At 67.3% G+C, this 17247-nt stretch carries 17 protein-coding genes and 2 pseudogenes; 11 read left to right on the forward strand and 8 right to left on the reverse strand.

Annotation, left to right across the window (positions count from 1 at the left end):
- Positions 1-98: 98 nt before the first annotated feature.
- The 4 genes from ITJ56_RS16815 to ITJ56_RS16830 all read right to left on the reverse strand — a co-directional run bounded on the left by ITJ56_RS16815 (position 99) and on the right by ITJ56_RS16830 (position 2309).
- Positions 99-308, reverse strand: a complete 210-nt coding sequence (locus tag ITJ56_RS16815; RefSeq protein ID WP_194631783.1) for a three-helix bundle dimerization domain-containing protein — start codon at positions 306-308, stop codon at positions 99-101.
- A 63-nt stretch (positions 309-371) separates the two neighbouring features.
- The gene (locus ITJ56_RS16820; protein ID WP_323749852.1) at positions 372-593 is read right to left on the reverse strand and encodes a helix-turn-helix transcriptional regulator; all 222 of its coding nucleotides are present in this window, start codon (positions 591-593) and stop codon (positions 372-374) included.
- Positions 590-988, reverse strand: coding sequence for a hypothetical protein (locus ITJ56_RS16825; RefSeq protein WP_194631785.1), 399 nt, complete (start codon positions 986-988; stop codon positions 590-592). Before ITJ56_RS16825 ends, ITJ56_RS16820 begins: the two co-directional genes overlap by 4 nt.
- A 547-nt stretch (positions 989-1535) precedes the next feature.
- Positions 1536-2309 carry a hypothetical protein gene (locus ITJ56_RS16830; RefSeq protein ID WP_194631786.1) on the reverse strand — a complete coding sequence of 258 codons (774 nt, stop codon included), beginning with the start codon at positions 2307-2309 and terminating at the stop codon, positions 1536-1538.
- A gap of 176 nt (positions 2310-2485) precedes the next feature.
- On the opposite strand from ITJ56_RS16830, the gene ITJ56_RS16835 reads away from it, so the two are divergent.
- The 5 genes and pseudogenes from ITJ56_RS16835 to ITJ56_RS18580 all read left to right on the forward strand — a co-directional run bounded on the left by ITJ56_RS16835 (position 2486) and on the right by ITJ56_RS18580 (position 6986).
- On the forward strand, positions 2486-3529 hold the full coding sequence (locus ITJ56_RS16835) for a DMT family transporter (RefSeq protein WP_228518120.1): 1044 nt from the start codon (positions 2486-2488) through the stop codon (positions 3527-3529).
- A gap of 146 nt (positions 3530-3675) precedes the next feature.
- A complete protein-coding gene (locus ITJ56_RS16840; RefSeq protein WP_194631787.1) occupies positions 3676-4287 on the forward strand; it encodes a TetR family transcriptional regulator in 612 nt (203 codons plus the stop codon).
- A 24-nt stretch (positions 4288-4311) separates the two neighbouring features.
- Positions 4312-5868 carry an FAD-dependent monooxygenase gene (locus ITJ56_RS16845; protein ID WP_194631788.1) on the forward strand — a complete coding sequence of 519 codons (1557 nt, stop codon included), beginning with the start codon at positions 4312-4314 and terminating at the stop codon, positions 5866-5868.
- Positions 5869-5871: 3 nt separating this feature from the next.
- Positions 5872-6228 carry a hypothetical protein gene (locus ITJ56_RS16850; protein WP_194631789.1) on the forward strand — a complete coding sequence of 119 codons (357 nt, stop codon included), beginning with the start codon at positions 5872-5874 and terminating at the stop codon, positions 6226-6228.
- Positions 6229-6509: 281 nt separating this feature from the next.
- A pseudogene (locus ITJ56_RS18580) lies at positions 6510-6986 on the forward strand (DUF4411 family protein).
- A gap of 21 nt (positions 6987-7007) precedes the next feature.
- Here ITJ56_RS18580 and ITJ56_RS16865 read toward each other — a convergent pair.
- Genes ITJ56_RS16865 through ITJ56_RS16875 form a run of 3 tightly spaced genes read right to left on the reverse strand, consistent with a single transcriptional unit; the run spans position 7008 to position 9385 of the window.
- On the reverse strand, positions 7008-7700 hold the full coding sequence (locus tag ITJ56_RS16865; protein ID WP_194631792.1) for a GntR family transcriptional regulator: 693 nt from the start codon (positions 7698-7700) through the stop codon (positions 7008-7010).
- A 42-nt stretch (positions 7701-7742) separates the two neighbouring features.
- Positions 7743-8441, reverse strand: coding sequence for an N-acetylmannosamine-6-phosphate 2-epimerase (locus tag ITJ56_RS16870; protein ID WP_194631793.1), 699 nt, complete (start codon positions 8439-8441; stop codon positions 7743-7745).
- Positions 8442-8452: 11 nt separating this feature from the next.
- Positions 8453-9385, reverse strand: coding sequence for an N-acetylglucosamine kinase (locus tag ITJ56_RS16875; protein ID WP_194631794.1), 933 nt, complete (start codon positions 9383-9385; stop codon positions 8453-8455).
- A 148-nt stretch (positions 9386-9533) separates the two neighbouring features.
- Here ITJ56_RS16875 and ITJ56_RS16880 point away from each other — a divergent pair, with 148 nt between their 5' ends.
- From ITJ56_RS16880 to nagB, 6 genes and pseudogenes are all read left to right on the forward strand, one after another.
- A complete protein-coding gene (locus ITJ56_RS16880) occupies positions 9534-10865 on the forward strand; it encodes an ABC transporter substrate-binding protein (RefSeq protein ID WP_194631795.1) in 1332 nt (443 codons plus the stop codon).
- A gap of 66 nt (positions 10866-10931) precedes the next feature.
- The gene (locus ITJ56_RS16885; RefSeq protein ID WP_194631796.1) at positions 10932-11900 is read left to right on the forward strand and encodes a carbohydrate ABC transporter permease; all 969 of its coding nucleotides are present in this window, start codon (positions 10932-10934) and stop codon (positions 11898-11900) included.
- Positions 11897-12727 (forward strand): carbohydrate ABC transporter permease, encoded by an 831-nt coding sequence (locus ITJ56_RS16890; RefSeq protein WP_194631797.1) that lies wholly within the window; start codon positions 11897-11899, stop codon positions 12725-12727. Before ITJ56_RS16885 ends, ITJ56_RS16890 begins: the two co-directional genes overlap by 4 nt.
- A gap of 30 nt (positions 12728-12757) precedes the next feature.
- The gene (locus tag ITJ56_RS16895; protein ID WP_194631798.1) at positions 12758-13756 is read left to right on the forward strand and encodes a Gfo/Idh/MocA family protein; all 999 of its coding nucleotides are present in this window, start codon (positions 12758-12760) and stop codon (positions 13754-13756) included.
- A 164-nt stretch (positions 13757-13920) separates the two neighbouring features.
- Positions 13921-15294 carry a sugar porter family MFS transporter gene (locus tag ITJ56_RS16900; RefSeq protein ID WP_194631799.1) on the forward strand — a complete coding sequence of 458 codons (1374 nt, stop codon included), beginning with the start codon at positions 13921-13923 and terminating at the stop codon, positions 15292-15294.
- Positions 15295-15319: 25 nt separating this feature from the next.
- A pseudogene (nagB, locus tag ITJ56_RS16905) lies at positions 15320-16104 on the forward strand (glucosamine-6-phosphate deaminase).
- On the opposite strand, the gene ITJ56_RS16910 reads toward nagB, so the two are convergent.
- Positions 16068-16751 (reverse strand): hypothetical protein, encoded by a 684-nt coding sequence (locus ITJ56_RS16910; RefSeq protein WP_194631800.1) that lies wholly within the window; start codon positions 16749-16751, stop codon positions 16068-16070. The pseudogene nagB and the gene ITJ56_RS16910 overlap by 37 nt on opposite strands.
- Positions 16752-17247: the final 496 nt, after the last annotated feature.

The raw sequence follows: 17247 nt of genomic DNA on the forward strand, positions 1-17247 counted from the left end.
GGATGATGACGAGCACCCGCCTGTGCCCCGAGCAACAAGTGCGCGGCCACGGTTGAGACCGCCGACGACTCAGGCAGGGAAGTGGCGAGCCGGGGGTCTCAGTCGGACGCTTTTGCGGCTTTGATGCGCTTCTGCGCGGCACGCACCGTCAGCACCGACAGGTAATCCTGCACGGTGCCAGCGCGGAGTCGTGTGAGCTCTTCCTCGACGACCGACCGTACCTGCGCTTCGGAGTGGTCGGGGAACTTGCCACGAAGCCGTTCGGTTGCTTCGCGGATGATCTGGTCGTAATCCGGTGCAGCTGCCATGCGCGCATTCTCCACGCTCACGGTGAACCAATGGCGTCGTCGCTGCCGGCGGCAGTGCTCGAGTCATGTCCGAACGAGGGCGATGTCGTCCGGGTCGGGGGTGAAGATGTCCTCGATGGGCCGCCCGAACACGGCGGACAAGCGCATCGCAATCTTTAGTGTCGGCTCGTACCGACCGCCTTCCAGCGACACCACCGTCTGGCGGGAGACGTGGATGCGGTCCGCGAGCTCGGCCTGGCTCCACCGGTGTTCCGCACGGAGGACCGGTAACCGGTTGGCGATCACCGTTCCTCGCCGGCCCAGTGGCGCCATGTGAACGCGATCACCCACACGAGTGCGGCCACCGCTGCAGGCACAGCAGCGGTCATCCGTGGCAGCCCGGCGAAGGCTTCCAGGAGTGAGTATGCGAACCCGGCGACGACCACCACCAGGACAGCCGCCAGCGACGCGCGCGCGGCGTCGTGATGCTCGACTCCCTCGGTGTCCCCGCGCAGCAACGCTCGAACCGTCGTTCCCACTAGCAGTGTCAGCCCCGCGACCGCGACGGCGGCCAATGTCCACCCCGCCCAGCGGGGGAGCGCTTCCGATGCGTGCAGCGCGCCAGCCAGTACCGCACCGACGAAGAACATCACCGTCCCCGCAGTGATCGATCCCCGCTCCCGGCCACTCAACCTGGTCATGTCGACGAAGGTACACCGCACTTGACACTGTGACCAGCGCGCTTGCCATACACTCACCGACATGAGCGCGGTTGCTCGCTCGGCTCTCGGGTCAGTAGATGATGCCGGAGAGCAAGCTTAAGGAAGCGTGCGCGCTCTACGAGCGGTCTGGCTTCGAGCCCGTCGTCGTCTTCAATGACGAGCCATACTCCGACCGCTGGTACACCAAGGCGCTGACCAGAGCGTCCGGTAAGCGACCGTCCGACGCGGGGACACATGGTGCGGGCGTCGATAGCGTGAAGCGGTGACTTACGACCGGTGCGAGCCCTTTCGGATGAGCGCGGTCGATGCGGGCGGAGGGGCCGCGATCTGCTGCCGTACATCGGACGGATCGCATGCAGTAGCTGTACCCTCCGGGTGGGTTCGGTTTGAGCAAGCTCCTGGGCCTGGCGCCGGTGTGGCGGTGTCTTTGCAGGGTAGGACACCGTCACACCGGTCGGGCCCTCGCCACGAGGTCACCTCATCCGGGCGGTTGCCGTGGCGTGCAGCGGCGCACCGTGTTCTGTCTTTAGTGCAGCGCCGTTGACAGCTGGGCTTGTATCTGGTGCGTGAGGCCGCTGCTCGGGGTGCGTGTCGTGCTGACCATCCGGAGTGCTCCGGCGTGGGTGACGACGCCGAGGATCTGTTCACCGGCGACGCCGGTCGTCATCGTGGGTCCCCAGACGGACTTCGCGCTTGGGGCCTGCTCGGTGGTGCCGAGGTTGGTGATCTCGATGTCGGCGGCGGTCGCGGCGAGCATCGCGTCTTCAGCGGCGTCCGGTGTTGGCACATCGGCTGCAGCGAGGGCGGCAGCCCCTGCAGCGGCGGCGTGCCGTGCTGTTCGCAGTTGCGCGGTGGTGGTGCGTGCGAGGTTCCAGAAGTCAGTTGTCTGGTTCTGGAGTGTGACCATCGTTGCGGTGAAACGCACCACCACGTCGGTGTCGCCGCCGACGACCGGGCGGAGGTCGATGGGGATGTTGATGCGTACTTGGTCCTGGCCGGTGGCTTCGAAAAGTGCGCGAGCGGCTGCGGCACCCAGTGCGGATTGCACTGTGCAGCCCTCTGCACGGGCACGCTCGACGAGGGCACAGGTGTCGTCGACACTGAGGGCGCCGGATTCCACCAGCGGCGGTGTCCCGTCGAATGGGCGAAGATATGCCGCTGTCCCATTCGTTCCGCCTGTGGAGTCTTCCCCCGGTTCCGGCGGGGCCGCCGTGGCGACATTGGGGAGAGCTGCCAGAAGTGTCTCTTGTGCTGCAGGGACGTCGTGCGCCATCGGTGTTGCGCCGTTGAGGATCGACACGAGGTCCTCCAGTGCGCGGAGTGCTCCCTTCCCGTCGGCGATCTGGTGTGAGAACGTCAGGAGCACTGTCGACGCTGCTTGGTCGTCGCGGACGCGATCTTCCAAGCCGAGCACATCCTCGACGGCACCCCTCGTCACCATCATGCCGACCACAGGCGACAGGAAGAGGTGGCGTCATGAAGGTCGCGCTGACAAACCGGGGCGTGCAGGCGGCACTGCTGTCCGCGGTCCTGTTCGGTGCCGGTACCCCGCTGGCAAAGCTCCTCCTCGGCAACGTCAGCCCCTGGATGCTCGCCGGACTGCTCTACTGCGGATCCGGCCTCGGGCTGACCCTCATCCGGCTCATCCGCCGTGCACCCCGCGTGCACCTCGCCCCCGGTGATCTCCTGCCCCTCGCAGGGGCGATCGCGGCTGTTGGCGTCGCGGGTCCGGTGCTGTTGATGCTCGGACTGGCGAACATGCCTGCATCGGGAGCGTCGCTGCTCCTGAACGCGGAAGGAGTGGTCACCGCCGTGCTGGCGTGGTTCGTGTTCCGGGAGAACTTCGACCGCCGCATCGCCCTCGGCACGCTCGCCATCGTCGCCGGAGCTGTGGTCCTCAGCGTCCCGTCGGGGGCGAACTTCGGATCCCACTGCCGTCGCTGGCGATCCTCGGCGCGTGCCTGTGCTGGGGCCTCGACAACAACCTCACCCGCAAGGTGTCTCTTCACCGACGCAACCTGGCTTGCCGCGATCAAGGGCGTCGTTGCGGGGCCGGTGAACCTGATCCTCGCGTTCACGCTCCGCACGACCCTGCCTGCATGGCCGGCGATCAGCGGAGCGCTCGTCGTCGGGTTCTTCGCCTACGGCGTGAGCCTGGCCCTGTTCATAGTCGGGATGCGCCACGTCGGCACGGCCCGCGCCGGCGCCTACTACTCGATCGCGCCGTTCTTCGGCGCCGTCCTCGCGTTCGCGTTCGGGGACCGAATCGCCTGGCCGTTCATCATCGCCGGCGTGCTGATGGCCATCGGAGTGTGGCTGCACCTCACCGAACGGCACGAGCACACCCACACGCACCAGCCGCTGACGCACGACCACTGGCACACCCACGACGAGCACCACCAGCACGAGCACGACGAACCCGTCCCCGCCGGCACCTGGCACAAGCACGAGCACCACCACGAGCTGCTGACGCACACCCACGAGCATTACCCCGACGCCCACCACCGGCACGCACACTGAAACGGCGTCTCGGTAGCCGGTCGTCCACCGGTGCAGGTTCGGCTCTCGGACGTCTCGTTAACGACCGTTCGTGAACAGGAAGATCATGCGCACGTTGCCTATCGGGCAAACTTGCCCATTGGGCAAAAGTGTTCTAGCTTGGTCGCATGGCAGACGAAGTCTCGTTCCGTGAGCAGAAGAAGGCGGCGATCCGTGACGCGTTGAGCGTGACGACAGTGCTGCTCGCCCGGGAGCGGGGGCTCGATAACGTCCGCGTTGAGGACATCGTCGGTCGGGTCGGGGTGTCGAGGCGGACGTTCGGGAACTACTTCTCGAGTAAGGAGGACGCGATCGCAGACCGCCACGTGCAACGCGTGCGCACGGCGGCCGTTGATCTGCTCCAGCGGCCACGCGAGGAGCCGTTGTGGACTGCCATCACGGAGGCGCTGCTCGCGCCGTACGAGGCGGAAGAGACGACGGCCGCTTCACGGGAGGAGCAAAGCGGGCTGCTTGCAGTGCTGTCAACACCTGGCATGCAGTCCGCCGTCGACCGAGGCGCCCGCGCCGCGAACGCCGTGTTCGCGGCTGCAATCGCAGCACGCTGTGACGCAACACCGGACGATCCCGTGCCCGGTCTGGTGTCCGCCGCTGCGCTGTCAACGTTGTTGACGACGCTGGAGTCCTGGGCGGCGCGCGCGGAGCCGCAACCCCTACAGCCGTTCCTCCGAGCTGCGTTCCAACTCCTCAGCGACGGTTTCGACCGCCTCCGCTGTCCCTAAACAATTATTGGAAGGAAGATCATCATGTACGACGTCGTTATCGTCGGAGGAGGACCCGTTGGCGTCTTCGTCGCCTGCGAGCTGAAGCTCGCGGGTGTGAACCCCCTCGTTCTCGAACGCCTCCCCGAGATCAACCAGTGGGACAAGGCGCACGGCCTGACCGGGCAGGTCGTCCGGCTACTGGACCAGAGAGGCCTCTTCGAGCGATGCGCCGGAACTGCCGTCCCGGAGCCTGCTCCGGGATTCTTCTTCGGGGCGCTGCCGTTGCCGCTGCATGTGCTCGGCGACCGCAACCCGATGTACCTGCTCCACATCAACCAGCGCGACCTCGAGCGCGTACTCAACGACCGCGCAGCAGAACTCGGCGTTGAGATCCGTCGCGGCGTCGAGATGCGCTCCTTCACCCAACACGACGACTCCGTCACCGTCGACGTTGTCGACGTCGCGACGGGGACTAAGAGCACCGTGTCGGCGCAGTACCTGGTGGGGAGTGACGGGGCGCGGAGCACTGTGCGGAAGCTCTCCGGTATCGGCTTCCCCGGCAACACCGACCACCACATCGTGGACCGCACAGCCCTGATCGCCCCGACCAAGCAGCTGACGCCCGTTGGCCCCGGGAAAGTGCACGTTGCGGGTCTGGGGGAGATCGCGGAGAGCTTCCACCGCACTGAAACCGGCGTCGTCACCATCGCCCTCCGTGACCCGGAGCACCCGCTGGTCTACACCGCGGAATGGGAGGACCAGCCTGACCGCAGCTTCCCCGGCGAGGGCGCTGCCATGACATTGACCGAGATGGAGGACAGCCTTGAGCGTGTCCTCGGTGTCCGCCTCGACCTCCACGCGCCGGCGGACGGTGAGCCGACGTTGCTGCGCCGTCTGAGCGGTCGGAACACCCGCGTCGCGGACCGCTACCGTGATCGGCGTATTTTCCTTCTCGGCGACGCCGCACATGTGCACTCCGCCGCTGGCGGACCCGGCCTGAACCTTGCGCTGCAGGACGCGGCGAACCTCGCCTGGAAACTTGCCGCCAGCCTTCACGGCTGGGCGCCAGCAGGCCTCCTCGACACCTACGAAGCCGAACGCCGCCCGCTCGGGGAGCGCGTGTTCATGCAGACCCAAGCGCAGACCGCGCTCATGGCACCCGGTTCCGATGTCACCGCCCTCCGCGATCTCTTCGCCGAGATGCTCGCCGACACGAACACCGTGCAGCGCGTCGCAGATCTCCTCGCTGGCTCGGACGTCCGCTACGACATGGGCCCCGCGAACCCCGACGGTCCCACCGGATGGTTTGCGCCGTCAACACAGGTCGAACTCGCCGACGGGACCATCCGCAGAATCCCGGAACTGCTCCGCACCGCCCACCCCATCCTGGTCGACGCGACCGGCGCACACCGCGACGCCATCACCCCATGGAACGACCGCGTCGACTACGTGCCGCTGGCCGCAACGCACGAACAGAGTTCGATGCTGATCCGACCCGATGGATTCATCGCGTGGTCCCACACCGACCCCGCCTCCCTCACAGAGGCGCTCTCCGCCTGGTTCGGAACACCCGAACACGGCTCTACCGGAACGGTGTAAAGCGTGAACCTCGACGTGATCGGAGCCGCGATCGTCTCGATCAGCGGTGCCCTCTTCGCGACCGCTTCGATCTGGTGTCTAATCGGTCTTTTGCTCAAAACACGAGCAAAGCCTGTGCTCCCAGCAGCTTCCAGAGCCCACCTGTTCACGTCGGCATTGACGGTCTTCGCCGGGCTCGTGGTCCACATTATCGGCTTCTTCCCCGAAGCCTTCGTGCTCATCTACGCGGGTGCAACGTCAACGCTTGTCGCCGTCTTCGTCGCACGTACGACGGATCGCACTACTCCCCGCCGGGTCACGGGACCAGCACTACTCACGGCAAGCGGGATCGTCGCGCTCACCATCGGGCTGCTCATCTGACCGCTAAACAGTCTCCGGTGGGCAAAAGTACGTGCGCAAGAACGTGCCATTCAGCGTGCTCACCTACAGCCCGGCGTCAGCTACTACGAGCCGGCCGAGGGTGCGCGATTCCGGTACCGGTACCGGTACCGGTACCGGGACCTCGGCCTGACCTACGTCGGCCGGGTGATGCGTGCCCTCCACCAGAACCGGATTGACTACCTCGAGGCCAGTTACATGCTCGGCGCGAAGATTCCCACGGTCGAGAAGCTCGAGCAGGAGTACCAGCGACGAGGCAGCCAGTGACCGACTACACCCTCGACACGAACATCCTCATCCTGCTTAACCGGCACTACCCGCGCGACATCTTCCCCGGCCCCTGGACGGAACTCGAAGCGCTCATCGACGCTCGGCACGCCTGCATCTGCTGGGAGGTCCTCGACGAACTCGCTCGCGGCGGCGACCAGCTGCACAGCTGGGCGAAGAACGAGACTGGCTTCGTCTGTGAGATCACCGCCGAGGAGATCCCGATCGTCGACGCGATCAGCACGGCGCACCCTGGCTGAGTGCAGGGCACTGCCAACGCTGCCGACCCGTGGCTGATCGCCCATGCCGCCGTCGGCGGCCGCACGATTGTCACCGAGGAGCGCCGCGCCGGTGACGCTGTGCAGGACCACGATCAGAAGATCCCCAACGTCGCCACCGAACACCAGGTCGACACGATGACGTTCTTCGCGCTCGCCCGCGCGGAGGGGTGGCAATTCGCCTCGACCGCCTGAGCGATGCCAAACCGGACCGGGTCAGACGAAGCCGACGTTGAGCTCGTAGAGGTCACCGCGGTAGAGCGACACCGTGGCCTCGATGATGCCCTCCTGCGCGTCGAGGCCGCGCGCTCGGACGCGAAGGCACGGGGTGTGCTTGGGGACGTCGAGCAGTTTCGCGTCCGCGGGGGCGGGGGCTACGGCGGCGATGCGGGAGTCGGCGCGGGAGAGCTCGACGCCGTACTTGCGGCCAAGGAGTTCGTAGAGCGACCCGGTGAGGTCGTGTCCGAGCAGGCCAGGGAACCGGTCTGCGGGTAGCGCCGTCCGGTCGATGCTCAGAGGGGTGTCGTCGCCGAAACGAAGCCGGTCGATGAGAAACACCTGCGCGCCGGCATCGAGGTTCAGCCGTTCCGCGACGACGTCGGAGGCGACCTCGAGCGACATCCCGAGCACTTTCGCGTGCGCGGTCATCCCCGCTGCCCTCATCGACTCGGTGAACGACGCCAACGTCATCTGCTTCGTCAAGCTGGGTTGCGCGACGAAGGTGCCGCGGCCGCGGATCCCGACGATGCGCTTGGCAGTGGAGAGCACCTCGAGGGCGCGGCGGACGGTCATGTTCGAGACGCCATACTCGACGGCGAGCTCCTGCTCACTGGGCAGCCGGTCCCCGGGCTGCATCGACGAGATCGTCTGGGACAGGCCCTTGAGGACGGTCTCGTACTTCGGTGGCATGGGCTTTACTCTCGCAGATCTGATGCGCCGCGCCCAGCGACGCTAGTTCCCGGCCGCCACAGGCGACTTCGACGCCTCGACGACGTCCTTCGCGAGCGCGAACGTGTCCGTGACCGCACGCCCGATGACCACGGTCGTCGCACCGGCGGAGAACGCGGCGCGGACATCATCCGGGGTGGCGAAGCGGCCCTCGGCGACGACGGGCACGTTCGGGTATTCCCGGCACAGCTGCTCGAGCGCGGTGAGGTTCGGGCCCCCCGGGCGTACGTCCTCGTCGGAAGCGGGGATCAGGGTAGTGCCGATGACGTCGACGCCAGCAGCGATGGCGTTCGCGGCCTCGTCGGCGGCGGCGAGGTCGCCCATCACGGTCAGCCCACGGGCGTGCGCGTGCGCCACGACCTCCTCGAGGGTCTGGTCGTGCGGACGGGGGCGGGGGGAGGCGTCGAGGGCGATGATCGTTGCGCCGGCGTCCGCGACGGCGTCGACGTCGTCGGTGGTGGCGGTGATGTACACCTCGCTGCCGTCGTAGTGCTTCTTCAGGATACCGATGATGGGGATCGACGTCGCGGCGGCCACAGCCTTGATGTCGTCGACGCCCTGCACGCGGGTGCCGACCGCGCCGGCGACTTCGGCGGCGCGCGCCATTGCGGCCATCACGTACGGGTCGCGCAGCGGGCTGCCCTCGGGGGCCTGGCAGGAGATCACGAGCCCGGGGATTGGCCAGGTGGTGGCGTTGGTCATCGTCGTTCCAATCATTCGTGACGGTATTCAGCGGCCATGTGGCCGAAGTCGGTGAGGGTGTCCAGGTGCAGCAGGTGCGCCAACCCTTCGAACGGGGTCGCGACCGGAGCGGTCCACTGTGCGTTCGGGAACTTCGCGAGGATCCGTTCGGACAGCACCGGTTCCAGTAGGTCGCGGCTGAGCGCCACCCGACCGGCGGTGCACCAGCGAAGGTCATCGCCGAGTTCGGCGCGGGAGGCGACCGCGACGATCGCGTCGCCGATGTACCCGGCTGCGTCGTGCCAGATCTGCCGGGCCACCGGATCACCGGTGCGGGCGGCGTCGGCGACATCGATCGCGAAGGCCGCGGTCGTGGCGATCGGGGTACCGGAGCTGGCGATCACGGTGGGCATCACCTCAACGGGGCCGTACCGGCGTACCGCTGCGTCCAGCAGTCGCGGGGATCCGCCGGCGCGGCCATCGGCGGCGCTGAGCGCAGCAACGATACCCGCGCGGCCGATCCACCAGCCAGAACCGTTGTCGCCAAGCATTGCGCCAACCCCGTCGGCGCGGGTCGCGCCGGCCGGCCCGAATGCCAACGCGACGATCCCGGTACCGGCAGCGACCATCGCCCCGGGCGCACCGTCCAGGGCGCCGAGGAACGCGCTGACCCCGTCGTCGGCGAGACGCAGCACGCGTGTCGCGTGCCCTGCGTTCAGCGCCTGGCCGAGCCGGGTGATGTCCGGGACTGCGCCGAACAAGCCCGAGCAGCCGGCAGCGACCCGGTCGATCTTCGGCGCGCCGAGCTCGTCCGCTGCGGTCGCGATCGACGCCTCGATCGCCTGGCAGATATCGCTGCCGGAGACAAAGCCGGGCAGGTCATCCACCTCACCCACGACCTCGCCGGAGAGAACGAGTCGTGCGCGGGCAGAGGTCTGCCCGACGTCGAGAAGCATGTCGATCATCGGCGATCTCCCTCGTGTTACGGGCTGGTTTCAACGCTTGCAGGGGGCCAGCGGCGGTGTTAGCGTAACGCCAATCCTAGAGACGTTCAATAACCCTAGGGTTGAACATACGCGGCAGCTAACGCCCGTCACCGCAAAGGAGCGCACCATGGTCCCACCCCGCACGAAACGGCGGATCCTAGCCGTTCTCGGCGTCGCAACCGTCGCCACTCTTCTCTCCGCCTGCAGCAGCGGATCGACCGGTTCCACCGACGATGGTGGGAAGCCCTCCGGCACCGTGCATGTCCTCGCTGAGGACATCAACTACACGGACAACTGGAAGAGCCTGCTGCCGGAGTTCGAGAAGAAGACCGGTATCACGGTCAAGATCGACACCGTCCCCTACAGCAACCTCTCCTCGAAGGTGCTCCTGGGGTTCAGCCAGAAGTCCAGCGACTACGACGTCGTCTTCAACGACAACGTCTTCGGCTCCGGCTACCACCAGTCGAAGTACGTCGACGACCTCACCCCGTACCTGAAGTACGGCAAGCAGTTCGCCACCACGAGCGATTACTACGAGCCCTACCTCTCCCCGATGCAGAAGAGCGGCGCGACGTTCGGCCTGCCGGTGTATGGCGAGAGCACGATGCTGATGTACCGCAAGGACCTGTTCGAGCAGTACGGCATCGACGGTCCGCCGAAGACGATGGACGAGCTCGAAGCCGCCGCGGAGACCATCCAGGAGAAGTCCGGTGGCAAGGTCGCGGGCATCACGCTCCGCGGCGCCACCGGCATCCAGTCGGTGTACCCGTGGTCCGGGTTCCTCCGGGCGTTCGGCGGGTCGTACTACACCAAGGGCGGCAAGCTCGACGTGGACTCCGCCGACGCGGTGAAGGCGACCACGTTCTGGACGGATCTGCTGAAGAACTACGGCCCCTCCGGTGTGGGGAACTTCGACTGGGAGCAGAACCGCATCGCGTTCACCCAGGGCAAGGCGGCGATGACCATCGACGCCACCGCGAACGGCCCGTACAACGAAGACGCGTCCGCCTCGACGATCGCCGGGAAGGTCGGCTATGCCGCCATCCCGTACGACATCTCCAACCCGCCCACCTCCGGCAACACCAACAACTCGCTGAACGTGCACGGGCTCTACCTGAACACCAACAGCAAGAACAAGAACGCTGCGGCCGAGTTCATGCTCTGGGCCACCAGCCCGGACGTGCAGGCCAACGCCGTGAAGACCGGTGACGCCGTCGGTGTCACCGCAACGAGCGTCCTCGAGGGCAAGGAGTACGCCGACAAGTACGGCGCATTCCAGGACACCGTCGCCGCGCAGGTGAAGACCGGCAACGTCGACTACCTCCCGGGTGGTCAGGACTCCAACACCATCATCACCGCGGTCGGGCAGGCCCTGTCGCAGGCGCTGGCGGGCGAGAAGTCGCCGAAGGCAGCGCTGCAGCAGGCGCAGCAGACCCTCGACCAGCAACTGGGCAAGTAACGCACCACCGGCAGGCCGGCTCCGCGTCAGCGCGAGCCGGCCTGCCCCTCGACCAGGAAGTCATCGATGACAACCACAGCTCCCCGCGCCGCCGCGGAACCCGCACGGCCGGCCCCGAAGCCGGCACCCACCCGCCGCAAGCGCGGAAACCTCCGACACACGCTGGCGAAGGCGTCGCTGGCGCTGCCCGCCGCGATCGTGATCGTTCCCCTGCTGGTGATCCTCGTCGTGCAGGGCTTCCAACTCGTTACCCACAACGAAAACCTCACCCGCCCCGGCTCCGGTGACATCTGGGTCGGCTTCGGCAACTTCACCCGCGCATTCACCGACCCAGACCTCCTCGGCTCGATCCGCGTCACCGTCGAATACGTCATCGTCGGCGTCGGCCTGGAAATGGTCATCGGTGTCGGTATCGCGCTGCTGATGAACGGCCGCATCCCCGGCAAGGGCGTCATCCGGGCGCTGATCCTGATCCCGATGGTCCTCACCCCCGTCGTCGCAGGCCTCATGTGGCGACTCCTGCTCGATCCGACCGCCGGGTTCGTCAACTACCTCCTCGGCATCGTCGGCCTGGGCAGTAACCACGCCTTCCTCGCCGACACCGCCACCGCCCTGCCCGCGGTGATCCTCGTCGAGATCTGGCAGAACACCCCATTCGTGATCATCATCGTGCTCGCCGGACTGGAATCACTGGACCCGTCCCCACGGGAAGCGGGCTCCCTCGACGGCGCGAACCGGTGGCAGATGCTCCGCCACATCACCATCCCGATGCTCGCCCCGGTGCTGTCCGTGGTACTGCTGCTGCGCATCATCGACGCGGTGAAGACCTTCGCGCTGGTGTCCACGATGACTCAGGGCGGCCCCGGCACCTCGACGATGACGATCTCGAACTACGTCTACCAGGCCGGATTCACCACCTTCGACATCGGCTACTCCACCACCCTCGGGCTCATCGTCTCCGTCGCGATGCTGATCCTGCTGTTCCCGACCGCGGGCCGCCTGATGGGCCTGCGCATCCGAAAGGGCAACCGATGAAGGAAACCCGCACCCGCGTCGTCCTCAGCTCCGCGGTGGTGTACCTGTTCGTCCTGTGGTGCATCGCCCCGGTGATCTGGCTCGTGTCGACGTCGCTGAAGAGCGACGTGCAGGCGTTCAGCCCCACCCCGGTGTGGTTCTTCGTCCCGCAGTTCCACAACTACGTCGACGCGTTCGTCAACGGCGGCGTCGGCCACTCGATGATCACCAGCGCCATCGTCGCGATCGTCTCCTCCGTCCTCGGCATCGTCGCAGGCCTGCCGCTGGCGTACCTGTCGACACAGATCTGGCCGTCCGAGAGCGTCCAGTCCGCCCGACTGACCCTCGGCATCCTGCTGCTGACCATCGTTCCGCCGGTGCTCAGCCTCACCCCGTACTACCGCACCCTGTTCGGCATCGGCCTGACCGGCAATGCGGTCGGCCTGACGATCGTGCACACCTTCTACGCGATCCTGCTCGCGGTGCTGATCTTCCGGTCGTTCCTGGTGAACTTCCCCCGGGAGGTCCGCGAAGCGGCCCTGATCGACGGGCTCGGGGAGTGGCGCACCCTCGCCCAGACGATCCTGCCGAACGTGTGGGGCGCCCTGTTCGCCACGTTCGTGCTGGCGCTGATCCAGTCCTGGAACGAGTTCCTCTACGCCCTCGTCCTCACCAGCGGCGACAGCTCCACCGTCCCCGTCACCATCTCCGGCTTCCTGAGCTTCTTCGGCACCAACTGGGCGCGCCTGACCGCGGCCGGTGTCATCGGAGCGCTGCCGATCGTCATCTTCGCCATCGTCGTCCGCAAGCACATGGCCCGCGGGCTCTCGTTCGGCGGCGTCAAGTAACTATCTCTCCCGGAAGGAGAACACCCCACCATGGTTCGTGTAGGAGTCATCGGTCTCGGCGCCATCGGCCGCGAGCACCTCGACATTTACCGCAGCATCCCCGGCGTCGAGGTCACCGCCGTCGCCGACTTCCAGCGCAACGTCGCCGACGACGTCGCGAAGGAGATCGGCGCGCAGGCGTTCGGCAGCGCCGAGGAACTTCTCGCCGCTGGCGTCGTCGACGCCGTCACCCTCTCCACCCCCGACCACCTGCACCACGACGACGCCGTCAAGATCCTCAACGCCGGTGTCCACCTGCTGCTGGAGAAGCCGATCGCGACGACCGTCGAGGAATCTGACGACCTCGTCCGCGTCGCCGAAGCCGCGAACGTCATCGCGATGCCCGGCCACACACTCCGCTTCGCCAACCAGTACCTCACCGCGAAGAACCTCGTCGCCTCCGGCGCCGTCGGCGACATCATCCACGGCAATGTGCGCCGCAACAACAAGGTCAGCGTCGCCCGCCGTGTGAATGGCCGCACCTCGGTGACGTTCTTCCTCGGCATCCACGACATCGATGCCCTGACCTGGATCGCGGGGGAGAAGGTCGTCGCCGTGCAGGCGTTCGAATCCAGCCAGCGCACCCCCGATGGCGGCCAGGCCGTCGCTGTGACCGCGAACCTCCGTCTCGAAGGCGGCGGCATCGTCGCGCTCGAGGCGGCATGGGGGCTGCCGGATGCGTACCCGACGGACATCGACGCGCGGCTCCGTCTCGTCGGCGACGCCGGGGAGGTCAAGATCGACATCCACGACTTCGGGATGAGCGCCTTCACCGAGCAGCTGCGGTATCCGGTCCCGTTCGCCGGCCCCGTCTACGGCGGCCCGCAGGGGATGCTCTACGAAGAGCTCAACGCGTTCCTCCGCGCCGTCCGCGGTGAGATCGAGGTGCCCGTGTCGATGCGTGACGCCGCCGACGCGGTCCGCGTCGCCGTGACGATCGACAAGGCGATCAGCACCGGCAACACCGAAGAGGTCGTCTACGCCTCATGAGCGCATCACCGCCGGGCGGGAGAGCACATCGTGCGCTCCCGCCCGTGCGGCGTTCCCGCCACCTTCCCACCTGTAGCGCGCGTCACCGTCGACCTGCGACCACTCGTTCCACCCCAGCCCGGCACCCCCACCCGGCCGGCCCACTCCCGACACGATTGAGACCCATGTCCACGACATCGACGACGACGCGCACCCCACGCCTGGTGTACCTCGTCACCATCATCACCGCCATCGGCGGGTTCCTCTTCGGCTACGACACCGGCGTCATCTCCGGCGCGCTGCTGTTCATCGAGCGAGACTTCAACCTCACCCCTGCCGCCGAAGGCGTCGTCGTCTCCGCGATCCTCGTCGGTGCGACCATCGGCGCCCTCCTCGCCGGCCCCGTCTCCGACCGGCTCGGCCGCCGCCACACCATCATCGGCACCGCCACGGTCTTCGCGCTGGGTTCGCTGTGGGCGGCGCTGGTGAACTCCGCCGGGGAGCTCATCGCCGCCCGTGTCGTGCTCGGTATCGCCGTGGGGGCGGCGTCCGTGATCGTGCCGCTCTACATCGCCGAAGCCGCGCCGCCGAAGATCCGCGGCCGCCTCGTCGCCACGAACCAGCTGCTGATCACCATCGGCGTGCTCGGCGCGTACCTCACCAACGCCCTGTTCGCCTACGACGGCGGCTGGCGTTGGATGTTCGCCATCGGCATCATCCCCGCCGCAGCACTCGGTATCGGAATCTTCTTCCTTCCCGAAACCGCCCGCTGGCTGATCGAGAAGGGCCGCAACGACGACGCCCTCGCCGTGCTGAACAAGCTCCGCGAGGACGCCGACACCGCCTCAATCGAACTGCACGACATCATCGCGATCCGCGACACCGAGAAGACCGTCCGCCGCCGCTCCAGCCTCCGCGACCTCACCCAGCGGTGGGTGCGCCCCGCCCTCATCGCCGGTATCGGTGTCTCCGTCCTCGGCCAGGCCTCCGGCGTCAACACCGTCATCTACTACGCCCCGTCGATCTTCAACGACACCGGCCTCGGCCGTTCCTCCGCGATTCTCGCGACCGCCGGCATCGGCCTGGTGAACGTGCTGATGACCATCGTGGGCATGTGGCTCATCGAACGCACTGGCCGGAAGCGACTGCTCATCATCGGGTTCGCCATCATGGCGCTGTGCCTGATCGTCCTCGGCGCCGCGCTCGGCTACGGCGGCGGCAACACCGGCGTCATCGCGATCATCTGCCTCGCCGTGTACATCGCCGCGTTCGCGGTCAGTGTCGGCGTCGTCGTGTTCGTGCTGCCCTCCGAGGTGTACCCGCTGGCGATCCGCGGTTCCGCGATGAGCACCACCCTCGTCGCGAACTGGGGCATGAACTTCATCGTGTCGCTGACGTTCCTGTCGCTGCTCCAGGCCCTTGGCTCCGGCATCACGTTCTGGCTCTACGCCGCCGTGTGCGTGCTCGGTGTCCTCTACGCCGTGTTCCTCGTCCCAGAAACCAAGGGGAAAACCCTCGAGCAGCTCGAACGCGACTTCCGCGCACGCGCCAACGCCTAACCGACCCACAGCACAGGAGCACCACGTGGAAATCATCATCCTGCCCACCCCGGAGGACGTCGGCCGCGTCGCCGCGGCGAAGATCGCCGCCGTCGTCACCACCAAGCCCGCCGCGACGATCGGGCTCGCCACCGGATCCAGCCCGCAGGGCATCTACACCGACCTCAAGCGCCGTGTCGACGCCGGCGAGATCAGCTTCGCCGACGCCCGCGGCTTCGCCCTCGACGAGTACGTCGGGATCCCCCTCGAGCACCCCGAGTCGTACGGTCCGTCATCGCCCGCGACGTCGTCGCCCCACTCGGGTTCGACTCTGCCCGGGTCCGGGTCCCGGACGGCCGCGCTGACGACCTCGAGTTCGCGGCGAAGGAGTACGACGCAGCGATCCGCGCCGCCGGCGGTATCGACGTGCAGATCCTCGGCATCGGCGCGAATGGACACATCGGCTTCAACGAGCCCACCTCCTCGTTCGCATCCCGCACCCGGATCAAGACCCTTGCGCCCGCAACACGGAAAGCCAACGCCCGGTTCTTCGACAACCTCGACCAGGTGCCCACGCACTGCATGACGCAAGGTCTCGGCACGATCCTCGAGGCACGGAACCTCGTCCTCGTCGCACAGGGCGAGGTCAAGGCCGCAGCGATTGCCGGCGCGGTCGAGGGCCCGCTGTCCTCGTTCGTGCCGGGCAGCGCGCTGCAGCTGCATCAGCACGCAACCGTCGTCATCGACGAAGCCGCCGCATCCCAACTGGCCCTCAGGGACTACTACCGGTACACCTACGACAACAAACCGGACTGGCAGCGCGACCTGTGACCGCCACCGAGACGACGCTCCTCCACGCAGCCCACGCCGTCGACGCGGACACCGTTACCGATGACGGCTGGATCCTCATCGACGGTGACACGATTCGCGCCGTCGGCTCCGGTCCGCAGGCGCCAGCCGCGGACCGGAGCGTCGATCTCGGTGACGCCACCCTCGTGCCCGGCTTCATCGACCTCCACGGGCACGGGGGCGCGCACGGCGCATACGACAACAGCGCCGACGAGATCCACGCCGCGCTGGCGATGCACCGCCGCCACGGCACAACCCGCACCGTTCTCAGCCTCGTCGCGAACACCATCGACACCCTCGCCCGCTCCCTGGACACGATCCGCGCCGTCATGGCCGAGGACCCCCTCGTACTCGGTGCACACCTCGAGGGACCGTTCCTGTCCGCCTATAACCACGGCGCACACGAACCCGGCTTCCTCCTCGACCCATCCCGAGAACACGTCAATGCGCTCCTCGCTGCCGGCTCCGGCGTGCTCCGGCAGGTGACCATCGCCCCCGAGCTCGACGGCGCCCTCGAGGCGGTCCGGCACATCGCCGCGAACGGCGTCATCGCCGCCGTCGGCCACACCGCCGCCACTGCGGACGTCGCTGCCGCCGCATTCGAGGCGGGCGCGACGATCCTCACCCACGCGTTTCACGCGATGCCCGGCATCCACCACCGCCAGCCCGGCCCGATCATGGCCGCCGTCGCCGATGAAGGGTCACCTCGTCGGCCTGCTTCACCCAGCTCCGCAACGTCTGAAGGATCGATACCCAACTGTCCGCTGATCCGAACCAGCGCACCCCGCCGGGTCTCAGGGTCACGGCACGCTTCCACCGGGAGCCGAACCGCACGCTCCCGAAACTCCTCCGGGTACTTCCTCCGTGCTCCCATGACTCTCATCATCCCGTTGAGCGAGAGTGTCCATCAGACCCGGGGCGGAACAGCCCTGGGGGTCGGACGCTCATCAGCCGTGGACCGTGGCTGATCAGCGGACCCTGGAAAGAACTCACCCGGCCACCGACGGCTACGGCTACGGCTACGGCACAAACACTGCCTGGGATCCGTGAGAATCGGAGGGTGGATGAGGCAGTGGTGGAGCGGACGCGGTTGGTTGCGCGGATGGGTGAGGTTGCAGGGGCGCG

The organism is Curtobacterium sp. VKM Ac-1376 (assembly GCF_015351025.1).
In the GTDB taxonomy this organism is placed as follows: domain Bacteria; phylum Actinomycetota; class Actinomycetes; order Actinomycetales; family Microbacteriaceae; genus Curtobacterium.